This window comes from Agarivorans sp. QJM3NY_30 (genome assembly GCF_050870855.2).
Lineage (GTDB): Bacteria > Pseudomonadota > Gammaproteobacteria > Enterobacterales > Celerinatantimonadaceae > Agarivorans.
Genome location: NZ_CP194038.2, coordinates 193,505 through 215,254 on the forward strand (window position 1 = coordinate 193,505; position 21,750 = coordinate 215,254).

General features: G+C 48.2%; 17 protein-coding genes. 12 read left to right on the top strand and 5 right to left on the bottom strand.

The window, feature by feature from the left end:
• Positions 1-578 precede the first annotated feature (578 nt).
• The 4 genes from cspE to dgcN form a co-directional block, all read right to left on the bottom strand.
• A complete protein-coding gene (cspE, locus tag ACRRSX_RS00905) occupies positions 579-791 on the bottom strand; it encodes a transcription antiterminator/RNA stability regulator CspE (protein WP_432455084.1) in 213 nt (70 codons plus the stop codon).
• Positions 792-1,131: 340 nt separating this feature from the next.
• Positions 1,132-1,989: a D-amino-acid transaminase gene (locus tag ACRRSX_RS00910; protein ID WP_432455083.1), complete on the bottom strand. Its 858-nt coding sequence runs from the start codon at positions 1,987-1,989 to the stop codon at positions 1,132-1,134.
• Positions 1,990-2,001: 12 nt separating this feature from the next.
• Positions 2,002-2,976 (bottom strand): N-acetyl-D-Glu racemase DgcA, encoded by a 975-nt coding sequence (gene dgcA / locus ACRRSX_RS00915; protein WP_432455082.1) that lies wholly within the window; start codon positions 2,974-2,976, stop codon positions 2,002-2,004.
• Entirely contained in the window at positions 2,976-3,983 is a 1,008-nt protein-coding gene (gene dgcN / locus ACRRSX_RS00920; protein WP_432455081.1) for an N-acetyltransferase DgcN, read from the bottom strand. The genes dgcA and dgcN overlap by 1 nt, the downstream gene beginning before the upstream one ends.
• Before the next feature lie 816 nt (positions 3,984-4,799).
• On the opposite strand from dgcN, the gene ACRRSX_RS00925 reads away from it, so the two are divergent.
• The 6 genes from ACRRSX_RS00925 to ACRRSX_RS00950 all read left to right on the top strand — a co-directional run bounded on the left by ACRRSX_RS00925 (position 4,800) and on the right by ACRRSX_RS00950 (position 15,124).
• Positions 4,800-6,164 carry an alanine/glycine:cation symporter family protein gene (locus ACRRSX_RS00925; protein ID WP_432455080.1) on the top strand — a complete coding sequence of 455 codons (1,365 nt, stop codon included), beginning with the start codon at positions 4,800-4,802 and terminating at the stop codon, positions 6,162-6,164.
• Between the two features lie 78 nt (positions 6,165-6,242).
• Complete coding sequence (gene alr, locus ACRRSX_RS00930) at positions 6,243-7,322, top strand: alanine racemase (RefSeq protein WP_432455079.1); 1,080 nt, start codon at positions 6,243-6,245, stop codon at positions 7,320-7,322.
• A 247-nt stretch (positions 7,323-7,569) separates the two neighbouring features.
• A complete protein-coding gene (locus tag ACRRSX_RS00935) occupies positions 7,570-8,457 on the top strand; it encodes an IS982 family transposase (protein ID WP_432455078.1) in 888 nt (295 codons plus the stop codon).
• A 354-nt stretch (positions 8,458-8,811) separates the two neighbouring features.
• Entirely contained in the window at positions 8,812-13,164 is a 4,353-nt protein-coding gene (locus ACRRSX_RS00940) for a thrombospondin type 3 repeat-containing protein (protein WP_432455077.1), read from the top strand.
• A gap of 24 nt (positions 13,165-13,188) precedes the next feature.
• Positions 13,189-13,824 carry an outer membrane beta-barrel protein gene (locus ACRRSX_RS00945; RefSeq protein ID WP_432455076.1) on the top strand — a complete coding sequence of 212 codons (636 nt, stop codon included), beginning with the start codon at positions 13,189-13,191 and terminating at the stop codon, positions 13,822-13,824.
• Between the two features lie 373 nt (positions 13,825-14,197).
• Positions 14,198-15,124, top strand: coding sequence for a homocysteine S-methyltransferase family protein (locus tag ACRRSX_RS00950; protein WP_432455075.1), 927 nt, complete (start codon positions 14,198-14,200; stop codon positions 15,122-15,124).
• A 151-nt stretch (positions 15,125-15,275) separates the two neighbouring features.
• On the opposite strand, the gene ACRRSX_RS00955 is transcribed toward ACRRSX_RS00950, so the two are convergent.
• On the bottom strand, positions 15,276-15,965 hold the full coding sequence (locus tag ACRRSX_RS00955) for a GntR family transcriptional regulator (protein ID WP_432455074.1): 690 nt from the start codon (positions 15,963-15,965) through the stop codon (positions 15,276-15,278).
• 358 nt (positions 15,966-16,323) lie between these two features.
• Here ACRRSX_RS00955 and ACRRSX_RS00960 point away from each other — a divergent pair, with 358 nt between their 5' ends.
• The 6 genes from ACRRSX_RS00960 to ACRRSX_RS00985 all read left to right on the top strand — a co-directional run bounded on the left by ACRRSX_RS00960 (position 16,324) and on the right by ACRRSX_RS00985 (position 21,654).
• The gene (locus ACRRSX_RS00960) at positions 16,324-17,511 is read left to right on the top strand and encodes an ABC transporter substrate-binding protein (protein WP_432455073.1); all 1,188 of its coding nucleotides are present in this window, start codon (positions 16,324-16,326) and stop codon (positions 17,509-17,511) included.
• Positions 17,512-17,602: 91 nt separating this feature from the next.
• Positions 17,603-18,472 (top strand): branched-chain amino acid ABC transporter permease, encoded by an 870-nt coding sequence (locus tag ACRRSX_RS00965; protein ID WP_432455072.1) that lies wholly within the window; start codon positions 17,603-17,605, stop codon positions 18,470-18,472.
• A gap of 4 nt (positions 18,473-18,476) precedes the next feature.
• On the top strand, positions 18,477-19,448 hold the full coding sequence (locus tag ACRRSX_RS00970) for a branched-chain amino acid ABC transporter permease (protein WP_432455071.1): 972 nt from the start codon (positions 18,477-18,479) through the stop codon (positions 19,446-19,448).
• On the top strand, positions 19,445-20,227 hold the full coding sequence (locus ACRRSX_RS00975) for an ABC transporter ATP-binding protein (protein ID WP_432455070.1): 783 nt from the start codon (positions 19,445-19,447) through the stop codon (positions 20,225-20,227). Before ACRRSX_RS00970 ends, ACRRSX_RS00975 begins: the two co-directional genes overlap by 4 nt.
• A 3-nt stretch (positions 20,228-20,230) precedes the next feature.
• Entirely contained in the window at positions 20,231-20,953 is a 723-nt protein-coding gene (locus ACRRSX_RS00980; protein ID WP_432455069.1) for an ABC transporter ATP-binding protein, read from the top strand.
• Between the two features lie 5 nt (positions 20,954-20,958).
• On the top strand, positions 20,959-21,654 hold the full coding sequence (locus ACRRSX_RS00985) for an aspartate/glutamate racemase family protein (protein ID WP_432455068.1): 696 nt from the start codon (positions 20,959-20,961) through the stop codon (positions 21,652-21,654).
• Positions 21,655-21,750: the final 96 nt, after the last annotated feature.

Here is a 21,750-nt window from a genome sequence, read left to right on the forward strand (position 1 = left end):
CCTGGTGGCCGAGCACAGCCCGGAGCAGGGGCTGACCGAATATCGCTACAACGCGCGCGGGAAGAAGGTCGCCGTAGCCGTAAAATCACCGCCCAAGGCCAATTTATCTGGTATGTGTACGAGCCCAATCGCCACCGCCGTATTCTTCAAAATGGGAGCTATCTTAGGTCTTGATAAGTAAAGGCTTGGTTTATATGTTTGTTTGAGCAATATCGATGCTCACAATGATTTAACAACGGCTATTTGTGTTTGCCGTTATTAGAACAGGATGTAGTTTGAGAAAAAATATGCTACTTAGCGGGTTTATTATTTTGTTGGCGTGATTGTTGAAACCAAAACCGTTGTCGACCTGTTGAACGAGACATAGGTGTCCTTATAATTTTTATTTAATGAAGCGGTACGATGCGATATTTAAATTATCGATGTATTTATTATGAAGTAAATAGAGGAGGTCATGACACTAACAAGAAGTCGTTATTGGAAATGCGTTGATGATCTAAGTTACAGAATAAATAGTGGATTAATCGTTAATAGAGCCAACGTAAATGCCAATGTAGCATTTACGTTGATAGCATATATTATATTGCTTCTACGTTAGCAGCTTGAGGACCTTTTTGGCCCTGCTCTACGTCAAATGATACTTTTTGGCCTTCAGCAAGGGTTTTAAAACCTTCTGAAGCAATTGCGCGAAAATGTACGAATACGTCAGCGCCGCCGTTGTCTTGAGTGATAAAACCAAAACCTTTGTCTTCGTTAAACCATTTTACTGAACCAGTTGTTTTATTAGACATATTGTGTCCCTTAATATTTAAAATTCATAAAGTTATCGCGATAATGCGAGCGCTGAAATTGAATTATTGAATGTGACGATAAAGCTAAGGGAAAACTGAGGATAACAACCGTAACGAAGAAATTCTGAGGTTTACATTTACTTGATGGTTCACTAATAACTCTGTATAGCAGAGCAAGATAATAGTACCTGAGTTTCGAGTATTGTAAAGCCATATTTGAAATATATAAATTCAGTGGATCCTGTCGGGGCATGTTTTTATAGTGTTTACGCTGAAGCTCAGCTAGAGAAGGAAGACCTGATACACATTTGTATCAGGTCTGAGAATTGTCTTGAGCGACTTATATTGCTGCCGCTTGTGCGACTTTAATGTATATTTCACGTAGCTTTTGGGCAATAGGACCTGGTTTGCCATCGCCAATCGCTTTGCCGTCAATCTCAATCACCGGCCATACAAAGGTGGTTGCCGAACTCACAAAGGCTTCTTTCGCTGCATAAGCTTCTTCAATGGTGAAGTTGCGCTCTTCCACTTCCAGTTGAGCATCTTCGGCGAGTTGTAATAAGCTAGCGCGAGTGATGCCATGTAGAATGTCGTTACTTAAAGGCCGAGTAATGATTTTCCCTTGCTCGGTGACGATATAAGCGTTGTTTGAGCTTCCTTCGGTGACATAACCGTCTTCAATCAACCAGGCATCGCTAGCACCAGCTGCTAGCGCAGCTTGTTTCGCTAGGCAGGGGGCAAGTAAGCCTACGGTTTTTATGTCGCGACGTTTCCAACGAATATCAGGGATGGAAATCACCTTCATGCCTTTGGCGGCTTTGGGGCAGTCGATCAGTGGGCGGGATTGGGTGAATAATACCAAGGTCGGAGCGGTGTCTGCTGGAAAAGCAAAGTCGCGATCACCGGCATTACCACGGCTAAGTTGCAAGTAAATGCCACCTTCTGTTAGCCCATTTTGCTTGATCAGTTCGCGTTGGATCTCGGTGAGCTGCTCGCCGCTCACTGGCAAGGTCAGTTCGAGCTCAGCGCATGAGCGTTCTAAGCGGGCCAAGTGGCCGGCATTATCGATGAGCTTGCCATCGAGCACCGCGGTGACTTCGTAAACCGCATCCGAGAATAAAAATCCACGGTCAAATACCGAAACTTTTGCTTCTAACTCAGGGACATATTCCCCATTCACATACACGATACGTTGCATGATTATTTCCTCTTAGCCCCACAGCTGTGCTGTGAAAGGCAACATCTCATTATTATTAAATTCAAAGCCGTGTTCGATGTCTTCACTGAGTAGCAGGGGACCATCGAGGTCAACAATTTCACAGCCCTGCGCTATTACAAAAGCTGGTGCCATGCTAAGCGAGCTAGAGAGCATACAACCCACCATGATTTGTAGACCGGCTTGTTCGGCAAGTTCTTTTAAAACCAGTGCTTCGGTCAAACCGCCAGTTTTATCAATTTTTATGTTGATCATGTCATATTTACCGATAATGCCCGGTAGGCTCGCGCGGTCGTGACATGACTCATCGGCGCAGATAGGGATCGGTCGCGATAGACTTCTTAAAGCCTCATCGTCACCCGCTGGAAAAGGCTGTTCAATCATCGCTACATCTAACTTAATCAGCTCAGGGATCAGTGAGTTATAGAGTTCAACTGTCCAAGCCTCGTTAGCGTCAAGGATGATCTTGGCGTTTGGCGCACCTTGGCGGACGGCCGCGACGCGTTGCAAATCTTCAGCTCCACCGAGCTTCAGCTTAAGCAAGGGGCGAAACGCATTTTCGGTCGCGGCTTGCTGCATCTTTTCCGGTGTATCTAAAGATAAGGTGTAGGCGGTGGTGAGAGCCGCTGGCGTGGCTGACACTTTTTGCCAAATGGAAATACCTTCCTGCTTACATTCTAAATCCCACAAGGCGCAGTCTACGGCATTACGCGCAGCGCCGGAAGGTAATAACAGTTGTAGCTCTTGGCGCGACAGACCTTCACGTAAGCGTGGCAAAATCCCTTCAAGCTGAGCGAGTACACTGTCGATAGATTCTTGGTAGTGGGCGTAAGGAACACATTCGCCACGGCCAATTTTTCCTTGGTCTTCCAGCTCGACAATAACCGTTTCTGCTTCGGTTTTACTGCCGCGAGAGATGGTGAAAGTTCCGCGAATTGGCCAACTTTTTGTAGAGAAACGAACTTTCATTATAGCTCCGCTAATTTTTCAACAATACGGCCTACACCTTGACGGAATGGATCAACGACTGGCAAGCCAATGTTTGATTCAAGTTGCGCCATATAATCTAGAGCTTCTTTTTCTTCTAGCTGAGAAGTGTTCACTGAAATACCAACAAATTGTACGTTTTTATTGGTGAGGCTGGCAGTTGCTAAGTTGGCCTGCATACAAGTTTCGATATCAGGTAGTGAATAGTCGGGGACGCCACGCATGTGGGTGCGGGTTGGCTCATGACATAATACCAGTGCGTCAGCTTGTGAGCCGTGAATGAGACCTGTGGTTACGCCGGCAAAAGAAGGGTGAAATAAAGAACCTTGACCTTCGATGATATCCCAGTGGTCAGCGCTATTGGCTGGTGCAATCGTTTCAATGGCTCCGGCAATAAAATCGGCCACCACGCAGTCGGCGCTCACGCCTTCACCACAGATTAATATTCCGGTTTGTCCGGTGGCTCTAAAGTCGGCATTAAAACCCTGCTTTTGAGCTTCTTTTTCGATAGCTAATGAAGTATACATTTTACCGACTGAACAATCGGTACCTACCGTGAGTAGACGTTTTCCGGCGCGTTTTTTACCACTGGCGACTGGGTAGGCTTGGCTTGGGTAGCGAACATCGAATAATTGGCGACCATGCTTCTCGGCACATGCAACGAGTTCTGGGATGTCGCTGAGTTTGTTATGTAGACCCGCCGCGATATCAAGACCTGATTCTAGTGCTTCAATTAATACACTAACCCATTCATCGGAGATGATGCCACCGCGATTAGCGACACCAATGACCAAAGTTTTTGCTCCTGCAGTTGCAGCTGCCGCAATCGAGAGGTCCTCTAAGCCGCAATCCGCATTACAAGAAGGGAGGCGAAATTGACCCACACAATACTCGGGATGCCAGGTTTTAATGCCTTGGGCTACTTTGGCTGCAAGTTGATCGGCTGCGTCGCCAAGAAACAATAGATAAGGTTTTTTCAGTTCCATCATTAATACTCCGTAAACGTGTTGCTGGTGAGTCACTATTTAGGCATCAGCAGCGTCATTGATCTTGAATGTTGATAAAAACTCTCTGCAAGAAACATGACAAAATTTCGCATGTAGTGCTTCTTATGGTCAAAAACACTTTACTCAAAATGAGAGGATCTGTTGGCAGATGACAGAACTAGGGTATTTTTGATAGCCTTATCATATTTAGGAAATGCTGTTACTTTTGTTTTTGGTGGGGATTAATGTCTTAAAAATTTTGCGTTCCAGAATATTTCATCAGCAATGATGGAAACTTGGATTTATATAATATTGATCTTAAGTTCCTCAGTAGATGGATGCTCTGCGCCTCTGTCTGATATTTTTATTCATCCCATCTGACTTTTTATTTCGTCTCATGTAGGTACATCGAATGTGAATGAGGAACTGCGGTTATTTATTGCACCCAAATGGGGCTTTGTTCTGTGATGTTGCACATATTTGGTGCTATTTAGCTATTTTTTCGAATTGATTTACACTACTATGTCAAATGTTAATAAAATGTATCAGTATGTTTCTATCTGCCTTTTGTCGATAAAAGAGGTTTAAATAGAGCATTTATAAATAGCGTTTTATTCTTGCTTTTGGCTTGTAATATGGCGAATTATTCTAGTGAGTAACAAGCTGTGTCCATGTTATGACTATTTAACATTTGTTAGTGTTGGTCGTCGCTAAGCTACTCATAACACGCCGTTATGGATGGTATTTGGTAGATTGGTCTACTACTTGCTGTGACTAATCTAAATCGTTTTATTAAATATAATTATGGAGAACAAATAAATGGACTTTATCTCTGGGCTGATTGGCCAGCTCAATGGCATCGTTTGGGGTGTACCAATGTTGGTGTTAATTTTGGGCGTCGGGATATTTCTCACCGTAGGCTTGAAGTTTATGCCGATCCTCAATATTGGCCCGGCTTTTAAACTGATGTGGGATGGCCGAGGAGCAAGTGGTAAAGGTGAAATCCCGCCTTTTCAGGCATTGATGACGGCGATGTCAGCCACTGTTGGTACGGGTAATATCGCGGGGGTTGCGACAGCGGTCTTTATTGGTGGTCCGGGAGCATTATTCTGGATGTGGATGACTGCTTTATTAGGGATGGCCACCAAATACGCCGAAGCCGTATTGGCGGTTAACTACCGTGAAAAAGATGAAAATGGCAGCTATGTTGGCGGCCCAATGTATTACATCAAAAATGGCATGGGCAAGAAATGGGCCTGGCTGGGCACCTTGTTTGCGGTATTTGGCGCGGTGGCATGTTTTGGGATTGGCAACGCGGTGCAGTCAAACTCGATTGCCCAGGTGCTAGAGTCTAACTTCTCATTTTCGCCGTTAATGGTTGGCTTAATCATTATGGTACTGGCGGGCGGGGTTATCCTTGGGGGCTTAAAACGAGTGGGTAAGTTTGCTGGTGCCTTGGTGCCAGTGATGGCGGTTGCCTATATCGTTTGTGGCCTTATCATTTTGCTGATGAACCTTGGAGAAATTGGTCCAGCGATTATGACGATTCTAGAACATGCCTTCACGCCGGCTTCGGCTCAAGGTGGTTTTGCTGGTGCAACAGTCTGGATGGCGATCCGTTTTGGGGTGGCGCGCGGGGTGTTCTCTAACGAAGCCGGTCTCGGTTCTGCGCCGATTGCCCATGCGAGTGCTCAAACTGATGAACCTGTTCGCCAAGGCTTGATTGCCATGTTAGGAACTTTCCTTGATACCTTGGTTATTTGTAGCATTACCGGTCTGGTGATTGTGATTTCAGGCGCTTGGACCGAAGGTGCCTCGGGGGCTGCGTTGACCTCTGCCGCCTTTGAGCAAATTTTACCTGGCTGGGGCGGTTACTTGGTTGCTATTAGCCTTGCTGTATTTGCTTTTACCACGATCGTTGGTTGGTCTGTTTATGGCGAGCGTTGTGCTGAATACCTGTTTGGTCCTAAGGCCGTTCTACCGTTTCGTTTATTGTTCATTGTGGCTTTGCCGGTCGGCGCAATTATGGAGTTAGACTTTGTTTGGTTGCTGGGTGATACCCTGAATGCAATGATGGCTATTCCTAACTTAGTTGCCTTAGCGGTGTTAAGTCCGGTGGTCTTTAAGTTAACCAAGCGCTACTTTAGTCAGCAGCAAGCGCCTAATGGGGTTACCGAGTCATAATTTTATTGTGTGAATCAGCCTTGCCAAGCTTCGACCTTGGCAAGGTGCCATCTTTAATTTTCTAGTGAAGGAGGAAGGATGCTCACTGCAGAAGCTGTGATCGATCTACAGGCTTTACAGCACAATTATCAGGTTTTGAAGCGGCTTTGTCCCAAGCAGCAGTTGGTTGCAGTGATTAAAGGTGATGCTTACGGCCACGGTTCGGTGAATGTCGCCAAAGCCTTGCCTAGTGCTGATATGTTTGCCGTGGCGAGAATTGAAGAAGCGCTGGAACTGCGCGCAGCAGGTATTATCACGCCGATCCTACTGTTAGAAGGCTGTTTTTGTAGCGAAGATTTAATGCTCGCTGCCGAGCACCAATTTCACACCGTGATCCATAGTGACTTCCAGTTACAACAGTTTACCGCAGCACATTTGCTCAGGCCTTTGCACGTGTGGGTGAAGCTCGATACAGGCATGCATCGAGTGGGGATTGAGCGTCCCCAGTTTAATGACTTTGTTCAGCAGCTTCAGGGCTGCGTTAATCTCGCCGGTGAGCTGGGTTTTATTAGCCACTTGAGCTGCGCTGATGACTTAGATTCAGCTACCACCCGCCAGCAAATAGCCTTATTTGAAGACTTAACCAAGGACTATTCTGGGCCCAAAACCCTTGCGAATTCGGCTGGCGCGCTGTATTGGCCCGATGCGCAATATGACTATGTGCGCGCCGGGATCTCGTTGTACGGTATTGCTCCTAATGAGCAACAAATTGGTCAGCAACATCAGTTAAAACCAGTGATGAGTTTGAAGTCGAAATTGATTTCGGTGCGTCATCACCGCAAAGGTGAACCGATTGGATACGGTGAAATTTGGCGAGCCACAGAAGATACGCTGATAGGAGTGGTCGCCATGGGCTACGGTGATGGTTATCCTCGTTCGGCACCCGCAGGTACGCCAGTCTATATTAACGGACGGATTGTCCCCATTGTGGGTCGGGTATCGATGGACATGCTCACGGTTGATTTGGGCGCTGATGCCGGCGATCAAGTGGGTGATAGCGTCGAGTTCTGGGGTCGTCAATTACCCATTGAAACGGTGGCTCAAGCCATTGATACCATCCCCTATGAATTGTGTATTAAGTTGACTAAGCGAGTCGTTAAAAGTAAGGCGTTTACCTAGCGAAGTGGTATTCCGCTAACACTATTATATTGTTATTAAGGGGCAGAATAATTGCCCCTGTTTCCCGCCGTATCTCTTCCTTAAAACTATCGATATAGAAGGTACTCGTTTGGTTTGTCGACACCTTTGTGAAGCTTGTCTAGCCTTTCTAAGGGAACCTGAACTCGGGATAAAAAGAAGGGAACTAAAAGCTGGTTCTGCGATCAGATCTTTCGACCAAGAGAGAGCCATCGCAAAGAAACCAGCTATGCATAAATTAGTGGACTTATTTTGTCATGTCGATGACTTTTGTAAGGCTTTTCTACCTCAGTGGCAAAAACTTCAGCTTGAAAGCGGCGAACGTAAGCGAAACCGCAAAGGTCGAATGTCCGAAAGCGAAATCATGACAATCATTATCGCTTTCCATATGTCTCATCAGCGTGATTTCAAAAACTTTTACCTTGGAATCGTACGCCGTCACTACAAGAGTGATTTTCCCACACTACTCAGTTACACACGATTTCTTGAAGTAATGTCTTCTGTGCTCGTGCCATTGAGCTCTTTTTTTACTCATGTTAAAGGAGAGCCGACAGGCATTGAGTTTATTGACTCTACGAGTATTAAGGTCTGCCAAAATTTACGCATTCCAAGGCATAAGGTTTTCAAAGGAACTGCGGCAAGAGGTAAAGGTACAATGGGCTGGTTCTATGGGTTTAAGCTTCACATCATTACCAACCATCTCGGCGATATCGTTGCAGCCAAACTTACACCTGCTAATACCGATGATAGAAAGCCTGTTCGGGAACTATCAAAAGGCCTTTTCGACAAGCTGTATGCAGACAAAGGCTATATCAGTAAAGCACTTACCGAAGATTTAAAAGAGGACGGAATTACCCTAATTACGACCCACCGTAAGAACATGAAACCGAAAGTACTTGCCGCTTGGGATAGAGCGATGTTGTCAAAAAGGTTCATTATCGAAACCATTAATGACCAACTGAAAAACATCTCTCAGATAGAGCATTCCCGCCATCGGAGCCTGCATGGATTTATGTTGAACCTACTTGGAGGGCTAATCGCATACAGTCTGAAACCAGAAAAGCCATCGCTAAATATCACGAGCGCTGAGAAAATAGGGTTGATGGCGATGGTTTAAACCGATCTGAGGTTAAGGGAGTAAAAAAGGCATTCGCTTTAGTCATTTTTATATTCTTAAGTTGAAGGCCAGATAGAACCTACCAAGATTTTTGTTTATTTTTTGTTGAAAAATTACTTCTACACCGACGAATCAACCTTTTTCATCTATTTGAGTTCGTGCAACTCATTGTATACTTGAATCTATTTCAAGAAACATGATATAAATCAAATTCAGATATTTTGTTAATGATGGGTTGCATTTTATCGATCTATTCTATTGTTGTCTCTCGATTTATATTTTCAAAGCTTTAACTAAGTATTGCCATCATCATTGAGTAGGATGATCCAATGTCGGGCGTTAAAAGGGAGTTTTATGCGCATATCAAGTTTATCCTCAATTGCTGTAGCAGCATTATTTGGGCTATCTATTCCGGCCTTCGCGGCTAATGACACTTATGCCCTCGATAGTGGCCAGCTGCGTTTTGGCACTGGTACAGAAACATCGATCACTGCTTCTGGTGTATTAAAACAACCTTTTTATTATGACGATGCGAATAGCACATGGTACAAATTGACTTATTCGAGCTACCCCCTGAGTAGTGCGATTGGGTTTGGCGGGGATGGCTCCGAGATTTGGAATAATAATGGCACTATTACTCAAGATCCTACTTTAAGTAATCAGACCATCGATAGCTCGGCTTTTACTTTGTATGATGGCGTGAAGGGTTATGGAACCCTTACTACAAATGGCTCGCTCGCCTTGGATGGAGCTAATTTGGGCTATCAGGCGAGCTTTACCGTCGAGCAAGACTCTCCCTATGTTTCGATTACTGTTAGCCTGAGCAATTTGGGGACTAGCAACGTCGAAAATCTTCGTTTCTGGATGGGGACGCGAGATGATTATGTGGGGACCGATGATAGCCCCACTAAAACACGTGGTAATTTAGTGGATGGTGTATTCACGCCAATTTCTACGTCAGCGGAGCAAGCGCAAGGCTTACAAATTGAAAGTAATAATGGCTCCAGCACTAGTGGGGTGTTGTTTTATGTAAAGTCTGACGCAGCCTATCTCGTGCAGAATAATTGTTGCTCTTTTACTAATGTCATTAATCAAAACCCTGCCATCTCGACTGTCCAAGCCAGCGGAGATGGCTCCTATGCTTTTTATATTCGAATGAAGGATCTTGCGCCCGGCGAGACGGACTCCTTTACTTGGTATTACGCCGCCGGCGATTCATCTGAACTGCAAGCTTTGGCTCAGACCATTTATGACGCGGCTCAGGGGAAAGACGTTGTTGAAAATGTGCCGGTGGCTTTCGAAGATGAAGACTTTGTTGATGCTCAAGGAAATGTTGTTGCTAAAATTCGTATCGCTTCATTGCCAGAAAATGGCGCACTTACATTAAATGGAGCCACGATCAGTGAGGCGTTAGAGATTAATAGCGCCGATTATAATCTGATTAGCTATGCCCCCGATGAAGATTTTGTAGGGACCGACCAATTCACCTGGCAGGCCTGGAATAGTTCTAATTCAGAATACAGTTCGGATATTAGCACGGTGACATTTACTATTCTCAGCGATTCAGATGGCGATGGCTCAGCGGATGTGGCGGATGAAGATATTGATGGCGATGGTGTCCTTAATGAGGAGGATGCTTTCCCCGAAGACCCGACCGAATTTGTCGATACCGATGGCGATGGCATCGGTAACAATGCCGACACCGACGATGATGGTGATGGCGTAGCCGATAGCACTGATGCCTTCCCGCTTGACGCAGCGGAATCTGTTGATACCGATGGCGATGGCACCGGTAACAATGCTGACACCGACGACGATGGCGATGGCGTGTTAGATGCGGATGATGCTTTCCCACTCGATACAGCTGAATCAGTCGATACCGATGGTGATGGTACCGGTAACAATGCCGATACCGATGATGATGGCGATGGTGTGTTAGATGTTGATGATGCTTTCCCACTTGATGCTGCGGAATCTGTCGATACTGATGGTGATGGTACCGGTAACAATGCCGATACCGATGATGATGGCGATGGGGTTGCCGATACTGGTGATGCCTTTCCATTGGATGGTAGTGAAATTATTGATACTGATGGTGACGGCACCGGTAACAATGCCGACACCGATGATGATGGTGATGGCGTAGCCGATAGCACCGATGCTTTCCCACTTGATGCTGGGGAATCTACCGATACTGATGGTGATGGCATGGGTAATAATACCGACACCGACGATGATAATGATGGCGTAGCCGATAGCACCGACGCCTTCCCCTTAGATGCTGCCGAAACCGTCGATACCGATGGCGATGGCATTGGTAACAATGCTGATACCGATGATGATGGTGATGGGGTCGCCGATGCCAGCGATGCCTTCCCCTTAGATGCTGCTGAAACCGTCGATACCGATGGTGATGGTATCGGCAACAATGCCGATACCGATGATGATAATGATAATGTGCTAGATGCAGATGATGCCTTCCCTCTTGACGCAGCGGAATCCGTCGATACCGATGGTGATGGTATCGGTAACAATGCTGATACCGACGACGATGGCGATGGCGTATTAGATGCGGATGATGTTTTCCCACTTGACGCTGGGGAATCTGTCGATAGCGATGGCGATGGTATTGGTAACAATGCCGACACCGACGATGATGGGGATGGCGTATTAGATGGTGATGATGCTTTCCCACTTGACGCTGCGGAATCTGTCGATACTGATGGCGACGGTACCGGTAATAATGCCGACACCGACGACGATGGTGATGGCGTATTAGATGCTGATGATGTTTTCCCACTTGACGCTGCGGAGTCTGTCGATACCGATGGTGATGGCACGGGTAACAATGCTGATACCGACGATGATGGTGATGGCGTATTAGATGCGGACGATGCTTTCCCACTTGATGCTGGGGAATCTGTCGATACTGATGGCGACGGTACCGGTAATAATGCCGACACCGATGACGATGGCGATGGCATGAGTGATGAATGGGAGCTTGCTAATGGTCTTGATCCTCTCGATAGTGCTGATGCTGCTTTAGATTCTGATGGTGACGGTGAGAGTAACCTGGAAGAATTTACCAAGGGCAGTGATCCGCTCCGCGATACCGTGGCGCCTGTAATAACGCTTGATCCTGAACTTTGGTTTAATGCCACAGGCTTATTTACTCAGCTTGAATTGACTGCTGTTTCAGCCACCGATCATTTAGATGGTGAAATTGCAGTTGAGATGGTCGCCGGACAAACCTTACTGGAGCCAGGGGTACATACGTTGACTTATCGCGCCAGTGATGCGGCGGGTAATATCGCAGAAGTTAATCAAACTGTGAATGTGAGACCCTTGATAAACTTTACGAAGGACCAAACCATTTTTGAAGGGGATTCGGTAACGGTAGGCGTTGTGTTAAATGGCGAATCGCCGGTTTATCCACTCACGATTCCTTATGTTGTGTCTGGTACGGCGAGCAATGGATTGGATTATGTGCTAGAGGATGGCAACTTTGTTATTGAATCAGGCAAACAAGCGCAAATTAGCTTTGATAGTTTAAACGATTCGATTGCCGATGACGCCGAAACTATCGAACTAAGCTTGCTTGGTGATAGCGCTGAATTGAATATGGGAAATAGAACTTCCCACCTGGTGACAATTAGTGAAGAGAATATCGCGCCCGAAGCGAAATTTGCGATCCGTCAAAATGAGAAATTACGGGCAGTGATCGCACAAGATCAAGGCATGGTCAGCATTCAAGTACAGGTGAGTGATGCAAATGCAACGGATACTCATACTATGGTGTGGGATTTATCCGACAGCCTAACGGGACTAGCACCTGAGGGCGATACTTTGAGTGTTGATCCAAGTGACTTAGCCGCTGGTGTTTATACGATCGCGGTGGTGGTGACGGATTCAGGTTCGCCTTCGTTAAGTGACAGCGTGCAGACTAGCTTTACTGTCACTTCGATCCTGCCAGCCTTGTCGAATAGTGTCGATAGTGACCAAGATGGTTTGTCCGACTTTGAAGAGGGTTACCAGGATACAGACCAAGACGGTATTTATGATTACTTAGATAATCAAAATTTATCGTCTAATGTTGTCGGTCATCTCATTTCGGAAGGCAGTTATAACTTACTTGAATCAGATCCCGGAACCAGTTTACGGCTGGGTCAAGGTGCGCTGCAGCTCGGTCGTGAAGGCACCTTAGTGGAAGAAAATGACATGTATAGTGATACTCAATCGCTTGACAGTGATGTGGTTACACATGTTGGAGGGATCTTTGATTTTGAAGTTCACAATATTCCTGAGCATGGGCAATCGGTGAATGTGGTGATCCCTCAGCGTGCTCAGATCCCGGAAAATGCGGTTTATCGTAAATGGTCTCCGGAGGGTGGCTGGCGTACTTATGTGGAAGATGCTAACAATCTGATTTCGTCAGCCCCAGGCTCAGAAGGTTATTGTCCCCCCCCTGGAGATCCTGCGTTTGAAGTTGGCTTGGTGAGCGGGTATTGGTGTATACAGCTAACGATCGAAGATGGAGGTCCCAATGATGATGATGCGACAGCCAATGGAAGCATTGTCGATCCAAGTGGTATGGCGACTCGTCAGCCAATTACCGAAGGGGTGAGTGCTTCTGGTGGCGGCTCATTTGGTGGCGTGGCGGGTTTGCTATTGGTTGTGCTGGTGATGGTTCGCCGTCGTTTTTCGTAAGCAGTGATAAGGATATTTTTGAGAATGAAAAAACGATTCGTCTATGGATGTATTTTGGCGATCATCGCTTGGATGGGCTCGGTGCAAGCCGCCAGTTATGATGAGGGCAGTCCTTGGAAACTAACCCTTGGAGCAGGGCGGGTATTCAGTAATAGCGATGTGTCTGAGATAAACCGAGGCTTGAGTCAAGCAGGGCAAGATGTTCAGGTGTCTGATTTTGATGATAGTCGCTTAGGTTTGAGTGCTTGGTTGGCTTATCAATGGTCTGCTCACCATAGTGTGGAGCTTGGTTATGTCGACTTTGGTGACATTCAGGGGACTATCAGTGGTGACATGGTGGATCCAGATGAGCTACAAGCAGCACTGAATGACAATTTCCCACATTCTGCGAGAGGATTCGCGCTAACTTGGCGGCCATCTTACCGAGTGGTGAATAACATGTCGGTTTATGGTCGGGTTGGCCCTTATTTTTGGAAGACCAAGGTGAATGCAAGTAATGATTTAATCAATACCAGTCATTCAAGTGGCGTTGATGTCTTGCTTGGTGCGGGTGTTGAATGGAAAGTTGCACGGCGTTGGGCCGTTGGCATTGGTTGGGACCGCGGTTATTTTGGTTCCGACAATAATGATTTGATCTCCTTGAGTGTAAGTTTTCATTAGTAGACTCTCTTGCGTCGCGTGAGCTTCAGCTGAGTAATTGCTTTGCCAAGCTCTGTGAATCAACCAGACAAGCCAAGCTTGTCTGGTTTTTTTATGGGACTGTTGAGCTGCTGTTTGCTTTAATACCAATCTAACTAATGATCGCTTCATTCTTGTTCGCCTAGATCACCGCCTATCTTGAGTGCTTCCTTCGTCTTGTTATTTCAGACATTCGCGATGTTTTCACCGTTGTCACGCGCCGCTCCCACAAAAGCTTCCCTTCGCAGAGACAGCGATTGAGAAAATCTTGAGATTGTTTTTGTTATTTATGGACATCTATACATCCAGATCGGTAGAATTTTGAAATCTTAAAGACAGTTAAAGAGAAAAATTAATGTCGCAAACTAGCATCACCATCCTCGACGGCGGCATGGGCCGCGAATTAGCTAAACGTGGGGCGCCGTTTCGTCAGCCCGAATGGTCTGCTCTGGCGATGATTGAAGCGCCAGACATGGTGCAACAGGTACACCAGGCCTTTATCGAAGCCGGTTCGCAAGTTATTACCACCAATAGTTATGCTTTGGTGCCCTTTCATATTGGCGAGCAGCGTTTCATCGAACAAGGACTCGAGTTGGTACAGCGCTCAGGTGAGGTGGCTCGCCAAGCGGTAGAGCAGGCTCAATCGACTTGCGCGGTGGCGGGTTCTATTCCTCCTTTATTTGGCTCTTATCGAGCCGATTTATTCTGTGCAGAGCAGGTTGAGACGGTGGCGACCCCGATAATTCGTGGCTTAGCCGAGTATGTGGACCTTTGGTTGCTGGAAACGCAGAGTCTGATTGAAGAAACTCAATCGGTGACTCAACTTATTCAACAGCTTAGCGCTGAGCAAAAGCCTATTTGGGTATCTTTTACCCTGGAAGATGCAGAGCCGACCGCCGAACCTTGTCTGCGTTCCGGTGAAACGGTGCAGGCAGCGGTGAAAGCGATGTTTGGCTTGGGGATTGAAGCAATCTTATTCAATTGTTGTCAGCCCGAAATTATTGAAGCAGCCTTGCAGGTGGCCCAGGCCGAGTTAGCTGCCCATCCGGAGCAGAGCATCCGCTTAGGTGCTTACGCGAATGCCTTCCCGCCGCAACCTAAAGACGCGACGGCGAATGACGGCTTAGATGAGTTGCGCGAAGATCTATCGCCTTCGGCTTATCTTGGCTGGGCGGAGAAGTGGCAAGCCCAGGGCGCTTCGCTGATTGGCGGATGTTGCGGCATTGGGCCGGAGCATATTGCGGCCCTGGCCGCACATTTTTCAGCGCCCACTTCAGCCTAGCGAGCAAACATCCCCATCACTCATGCTTTCTTAAGCTTTATCGGCTGAGGACCGCGTGGCTGGTGGGTAACAGTGATGCGCTGGCTAGTTCGCGAAGAACCACTCGCAGCATCTGTTGCCTACCCAGCCCCTTAATCATGGGCTGGGTACACTAATTTGAAAAAAGACTGGCGAGATCGGGGCGATGATCAGGCCGACTGGTCAGGTTGATATTGGCTTTGATGTGATCGATATGTTGCTGCATTAACTGCACCGCCAGCGCTTCATCCTTAGCACGCATCGCCTGCACAATTTGCAAGTGTTCATCATCGCGGCAATTACTCATGCCGACCGCCCCAAACATACCAATAATTAACGAAGACTGAGTGACTAAATCTTTCACCAGACGCAGCATCACCGCATTATCTGCCACCTGAGCCAAGCTAATATGAAACTGCCCCGAAAGCGTGATGGCTTTACGTCGATCGCCTGCGGCATGCGCCACAGATTCCTGTTCGAGGTGCTGGCTTAAGCGCTCAAAGTCGCCGGGCTGGGCTCGCTGGACAGCTAAACGCATGATACTGGGCTCGATGGCTAAACGGGCTTCGAATACATCTTGGGCCTGTTTTGTGGTAGGGCTGGCGACAAAGGCGCCCTTATTGGGTTGCAGCACCACCAGCTGGCGATTGGCCAGGGTTAATAATGCCCGCCGTACTCGCATGCGCCCCACGCTAAAGGCCTTACACAGTTCAGACTCTGCCAATTTGGTGCCGGGCGCCAGGCGCTGGTCGATTAAGGCTTCATAAATGCGCTCTACAATCATTTCTTCTTCGGCGCTATCGGCGATTTTATTGTCATTCATGGATAATTGTTAACCTTCCTGGCGATTCAAGCGGTGCAACATTTTAAACCACGCTGCACTATTTTCATTCATATCTTACGACATTTCACTGAATTAGCCTGCATTGTTTTGTTGCCCGAGAGGAGGCCGGTTCGCGCGATCCCCAACAAAACAGGGCTGCTAGCGCTATTGCGTAAAAAATGAACGGCTTAACCAGTGCATGGCATAAGCCTTGCTTGTTAACGATGCGAAGCGTGTATTGTTAACAATGTATTATTTGTGGTTAACGATCCATGAGTTTCAAGGAAAACGAAACCAATCATTTTTTATTTGCTGTTCAGTGAGAAGCATAAATGTGTGCTTTAAAGGAGATCATCCAATGCAATATCGCAATTTTATAAAGTATGGCCTGTTAGCCAGTGCTATCAGTATAACTTGTTCTACCTTTGCTTTTGCCGCCAATCCGGTGCTTAAAGTTGGCTTTGTTGGGGTGACCTCCGGTCCGGCGGCTGCCTGGGGGATTTCTAACCAACGTTCCATGGAGACACGCGCCGATTGGCTCAATGAAACCGGCGGCGTCACCATCGGTGATACGACCTACGATATCGAAATTGTTGCCTTCGATGATCAAAAAGATCCAAAACGCTCGATTGCCGGTATGGAGAAAATGGCGCAGGAAGGCATTCACTATGTGGTGGGACCAAACGTGGATGACGGCGCAGCAGCGGTTAGACCGGTGGCCGAGCAAAAGGGCATTATGTATTTTCCCTATGCCTTCCCCAAATCTTTATATACCAAACCGGCGTCAAATGCGGTCTTGGGCATGGTGGCGAACTATCAGTCGGGGCCCGCTATTTATGCCTACCTGATGAAACAAAAGGGCGTAAAAAAGGTCGCCTTTGTGGCTGCCAATGAGTCCGATCCGCTGAGTCAAAGAAACGGTGGGGTTGCGGCAGCCAAAGCCCTGGGCCTGGACGTGGTCTCAAGCAACGTGACTTACCAGGTGGATACCACCGACTTTACCCCGGTGTTATTGCCAGTGATTAAATCTCGTCCAGACTTATTGGTATTATCGGGAGTCTCTCCGGCCAACGCACCGCAGTTGATCCGCTCGGCACGTGAGTTAGGTTACAGCGGCCTGATCTCCACCGAAACGGCGCAAGATGCCAACGTACTCCAAGAAGGTGCCGGCAAGCTGGCCGATGGCTTTATCTCGGTGGGGGGCGCATCGACACCTGAGTTGGCCTCTGATGCCATGCGTGAATTTGTCGCGCGCTACACCAAGAAATTTGGTGAATATAATGACGAGTCAAATACCAAAGTTTATGCCCTGGAGTACATTCTTGAAACGCTGAAAGCCAATCCTCGCGCGATTGACGATGTGGCGGCTTTTCAAACCACCATGGATACCTTTGAGGCGCCCAACCCTTATATGGTGGGTGATGCCAAGTTGAGTTATGTCGGCATGTCGTCTTTTGGTCAAAAGCGTCAAGTGTCGGTGCCGCTGGTGGTGAATGTCTATCGTGATGGCAAATTTGAGACCTTATTTGTCGCCAATGTCGACTAGTTGCTTGCTGGCAGCGCTTTAGGCTGCCGATGCCTGGTCGCTTGCAGGAGCGATCAGGCGCTTTATAAGTTTGCTTTGTGAAGGCTTGGTTATGGAACAGATTATTGTAAATGGTCTCTACCTTGGGGCGCAGTACGCACTGATTGCCTTAGGACTTACCCTAATTTTCTCGCTGATGAATGTACTCAATTTCGCCCACGGACAGATGTATGTATTAGGCGGATTTGTCACCTATACCATCGTGGTGCAATTTCAGTTGCCATTCTTGGTGGGCTTGATCTTATCGGCGCTGACGCTAGCTGTGGTGGGAGCGCTGATCGAAAAATACTTATTTAGACCAGTGATTAAAAAATCCAAACGAGACGAGAGTTCGATGTTACTGGCGGCCGGTATTGCGTTTTTTCTGGATGCGGTGATCCTGCTGAGTTTTGGTGAGAAGCAGCGTGGCGTCCCGAAAATTGTAGAGGGTGTTTTCAACTGGGATTTTCGAGTGATTATGCCCTATGACCGGATTGTGATAGGCCTGATTGCCATCGCCATGATCGTGGTTTTCATTTTATTAATGCAGTATTCAAAGCCGGGGCGAGCCATGCGAGCGCTGGCTCAAGATAAGGTGGCCGCTCAGTTGATGGGGGTGGATGTGGACCGCTATCAGATGATTGGTTTTGCGCTGGGCGCCAGTCTTGCTGGTGTGGTGGGCGGCTTACTGGTGACCATTACCGGGATTAATCTTGGTATGGGCGGACCGGCGTCCATTAAAGCCTTCATGATGATCATGATTGGCGGAGCGGGGGTGATTTCGGGGGCGATAGCCGGCGGATTTATTCTTGGCATGTTAGAGAGTGTCGGCCTATCGGTGCTTTCGGAATATGGTGATATTACCTACTTGGTGATATTTGTCTCTTTGATGGTCTTTTTAGCCATTCGCCCGCAGGGGCTGATGGGCAAACCTTGGGGCTAAGCAAATGAATAGAAAAACAGTATTGAACGTGGCGCTATTTCTGGTCGCGGTTTATTTATTGGTGCCCTTGCTGATCATGCTCAGTGGCCGCAGTGATTTTTATTACACGCTCACTTCGGTGGCACTGCTATCCATTGCCTCGGCAGGAGTATGGTTAACCTTCTCGATTGGTCGGATCAATATCGGCCAGGGCGCTTATGCACTGGCTGGGGGTTATGTTTCGGCGATCCTGGTGACACAGTTTGAGCTTAATTTCTGGCTCACCCTGCCGCTGGCGGGCATCTTTTGCGCGCTGCTGTCGGTATGCATTGGTTTGCCGATCTTAAGATTGCGTGGCGTCTATTTTGCTATGGTCACGCTGGTGTTGACTGAGGTGATGCGACTCACCGCCCTGGCGCTTCCGGTGACTCAGGGAGCGAAGGGGATTACTTCCATTCCGCTGCCTCAGGCGCTGGAGATCTTCGGATTCAGATTGATCCCCGATTTTTCCAGCCTGAAAAATCCCAAGCTGGCTTTTTATTTGATGGCTGTGAGCATGATGATCGTCGCCTATGGAGTGGTGTGGCGTTTGGTGAATTCTCGGCTGGGTCATCTGTGCCGTTCGCTCCAGCAAAACGAAGAGCTATCGGCCTCGATAGGGGTGAATACCGCCTACTTACGTGTGGTGACCTATGCCATCTCCTCTTGCTTTGGCGGGATCGCGGGTGCCAGTTTTGTGGCAATTTCGCAGTCGGTTTATCCTTCGTCATTCCAGGTCGCCGACAGCGTGAACTTCATGCTGAATTGTTTTTTGGGCGGCTTGGCTTATGTGTTTGGCCCGATGCTCGGCACCTTGATGCTGTATTTTGGCTGGGATCTGTTGTTTACCGCGGGTAAGTATCAAATGCTGATTTTCTCTAGCTTGTTGATTATTTTGATGTTGGCGCTGCCCAACGGCGTGCTGAGCCTGCTGGAACGAAATAAGGAGCGCTCATGACAGCCTTACTCGAATTGCGCGCTGTGACCAAGCGTTTTGGTGGTTTAACTGCGGTTAACAATATTAGCTTCTCGGTGGCGGAGGGCGAGATCCTATCGGTGATTGGCCCCAACGGCGCGGGGAAGTCGACCCTGTTCCAGCTGATCTCATCGTTCCTGAACACCAGTAGTGGCGAGGTCTTGTTCAGGGGGCAGCGAGTCAATAATCTCGCGCCGCATATTGTGGCGCGTAAGGGCATTGTGCGCACCTTTCAGGAAACCACGGTGTTTCGGTCAATGACGGTGCGCGAGAACATTATTGCCGCCCATCATCTGCGCTCTAAAGCTTCCTTGCTGGGGTTCTTTTTCGGCACTAGGGCAGCCCGTGCCGACGAGCGCAACTTCGGTGAATCGGCAGATAATCTTATCGAATTTCTGGAAATGCAGGCGATTGCGGATGAACTGGCCTCCAACCTGCCTCAGGGCCACCTTCGAGCGTTGGGCATGGCGATTGGCCTGGCCACCGATCCGGCGGTGTTATTGCTCGACGAACCTTTTGCAGGGATGAATCACGACGAAACCATGAAAATGGTGACGTTGGTGAAACGACTGCGAGATGAGCGCCAGGTGACGGTGTTGCTGGTCGAGCATGACATGCCAGCGGTGATGAAGATTTCAGATCGGCTGATTGTGATTAACTTTGGCCAGAAAATCGCTGAAGGCACCCCTTCTGAGATTCAAAATAACCCCAAAGTCATCGAGGCCTATTTGGGCTCTGAAGACGCCGCGATCGGGATGTAAACTATGAGCGAAATACTGCGTTTGGATAATGTAGAACTGTATTACGACCACGTATATGCCCTGAAGGGAGTCAGTTTGAATCTTCAGCAAGGGGAAACGGTGGCTTTAATTGGGGCCAATGGTGCCGGCAAGTCGTCGATTTTACGGGCGATTACCGGTTTATCTGCCATTCACTCAGGGTCGATTAATTATTGCGGGGAGCGCCTCGATGGCACTGCCGCCGCCGAGATCGTGAAAAAGGGGATTGCCATGGTACCGGAAGGGCGGCGGGTATTTCCGTTGATGTCGATTAAAGATAATTTGCTGATGGGCGCATTTACTCGCAGTGACAAGGCGGGCATCGCCGAGACGCTGGAGAGTGTTTTAGAGCGTTTTCCGCGCCTGCGCGAGCGCTATCATCAGCAGGCCAGTACCCTGTCTGGCGGCGAGCAGCAGATGATGGTGATCGGACGCGCCCTGATGGCGAAACCGAAGTTGTTATTACTCGACGAACCCAGCCTGGGGATTGCGCCGAAGCTGGTTCAGGACATTGCCCGCTCGATTGTTGCTATTTCCCGCGATCAGGAGGTAAGTGTGTTGCTGGTGGAGCAAAATAGTCGTATGGCGATGTCGATATCCAATCGCACCTACGCCTTATCAACCGGCTCGGTGGTATTGGAGGGTGCTTCCCGAGAATTGATCCATGATCAGCGAGTGAAAGCCGCTTATCTGGGGGGCGAGGTGTAAACGCGATGCGAATTTTGCTAGTGAATCCAAATACCTCGGCGGCGATGACCGAAAAAATTGCCGCCTCTGCCCGACTGGTGGCCGCACCGGGCACCGATGTGCTGGCGGTGCATTCGCTGCAGGGCCCTGCCTCCATCGAAGGTTACTATGATGAGGCGATGAGTGTGCCGGGGATGTTGGCGGCGATCCAAACGGTGGTGAATTATGACGCCATCGTGATTGCCTGTTTTGATGATACTGGCCTCGACGCCCTGCGTTGTGTCACCGATAAACCGGTGTTGGGGATCGGTGAGGCAGCCACTCATGTGGCCTCGATGCTGGCCAATAAATTCTCGGTGGTGACGACTTTGGCGCGCTCGGTACCGGCACTGGAACATAACTTGTTGAAATATGGGATGGAACGAAAATGCGCTAAGGTTCGTTCTTCGGAAGTGGCGGTGCTGGAGCTGGAGCAAGCGAATCCGCAGGCCTTCGCCAAGATCTGTTCAGAGATAGAGCAAGCCATCGCGCAGGAGCGTGCCGAAGCCATCGTATTGGGCTGTGCCGGAATGACTGACTTGGCCGAAACGCTTGCCAACAAATATGGTTTACCGGTACTCGATGGGGTGTCCTGTGCGATCTCACTATGTGAAAGTTTGGTGCGTTTAGGCGTGAAAACCTCACGTTTGGGTGGTTATGCGGCGGCGGTGGACAAGAGTTAAGCTTGCCTGCGAGCCTTTAAGCCAAGTGACAAGGTTTATCTTCGCAATAAAAAAGGCCCCTCTCGGGGCCTTTTTCTATTTTTCTATACTTGGTTG

What these genes read in the sequence shown, in the direction of transcription:
- ACRRSX_RS00935 (WP_432455078.1), top strand. Translation starts at nt 7,570, where the DNA reads ATGCATAAATTAGTGGACTTATTTTGTCATGTCGATGACTTTTGTAAG.
- dgcN (WP_432455081.1), bottom strand. Translation starts at nt 3,983, where the DNA reads ATGATGGAACTGAAAAAACCTTATCTATTGTTTCTTGGCGACGCAGCC.
- ACRRSX_RS00965 (WP_432455072.1), top strand. Translation starts at nt 17,603, where the DNA reads ATGGAACAGATTATTGTAAATGGTCTCTACCTTGGGGCGCAGTACGCA.
- ACRRSX_RS00980 (WP_432455069.1), top strand. Translation starts at nt 20,231, where the DNA reads ATGAGCGAAATACTGCGTTTGGATAATGTAGAACTGTATTACGACCAC.
- cspE (WP_432455084.1), bottom strand. Translation starts at nt 791, where the DNA reads ATGTCTAATAAAACAACTGGTTCAGTAAAATGGTTTAACGAAGACAAA.
- ACRRSX_RS00960 (WP_432455073.1), top strand. Translation starts at nt 16,324, where the DNA reads ATGCAATATCGCAATTTTATAAAGTATGGCCTGTTAGCCAGTGCTATC.
- ACRRSX_RS00985 (WP_432455068.1), top strand. Translation starts at nt 20,959, where the DNA reads ATGCGAATTTTGCTAGTGAATCCAAATACCTCGGCGGCGATGACCGAA.
- ACRRSX_RS00925 (WP_432455080.1), top strand. Translation starts at nt 4,800, where the DNA reads ATGGACTTTATCTCTGGGCTGATTGGCCAGCTCAATGGCATCGTTTGG.
- alr (WP_432455079.1), top strand. Translation starts at nt 6,243, where the DNA reads ATGCTCACTGCAGAAGCTGTGATCGATCTACAGGCTTTACAGCACAAT.
- ACRRSX_RS00955 (WP_432455074.1), bottom strand. Translation starts at nt 15,965, where the DNA reads ATGAATGACAATAAAATCGCCGATAGCGCCGAAGAAGAAATGATTGTA.
- ACRRSX_RS00910 (WP_432455083.1), bottom strand. Translation starts at nt 1,989, where the DNA reads ATGCAACGTATCGTGTATGTGAATGGGGAATATGTCCCTGAGTTAGAA.
- ACRRSX_RS00970 (WP_432455071.1), top strand. Translation starts at nt 18,477, where the DNA reads ATGAATAGAAAAACAGTATTGAACGTGGCGCTATTTCTGGTCGCGGTT.
- dgcA (WP_432455082.1), bottom strand. Translation starts at nt 2,976, where the DNA reads ATGAAAGTTCGTTTCTCTACAAAAAGTTGGCCAATTCGCGGAACTTTC.
- ACRRSX_RS00950 (WP_432455075.1), top strand. Translation starts at nt 14,198, where the DNA reads ATGTCGCAAACTAGCATCACCATCCTCGACGGCGGCATGGGCCGCGAA.
- ACRRSX_RS00945 (WP_432455076.1), top strand. Translation starts at nt 13,189, where the DNA reads ATGAAAAAACGATTCGTCTATGGATGTATTTTGGCGATCATCGCTTGG.
- ACRRSX_RS00975 (WP_432455070.1), top strand. Translation starts at nt 19,445, where the DNA reads ATGACAGCCTTACTCGAATTGCGCGCTGTGACCAAGCGTTTTGGTGGT.
- ACRRSX_RS00940 (WP_432455077.1), top strand. Translation starts at nt 8,812, where the DNA reads ATGCGCATATCAAGTTTATCCTCAATTGCTGTAGCAGCATTATTTGGG.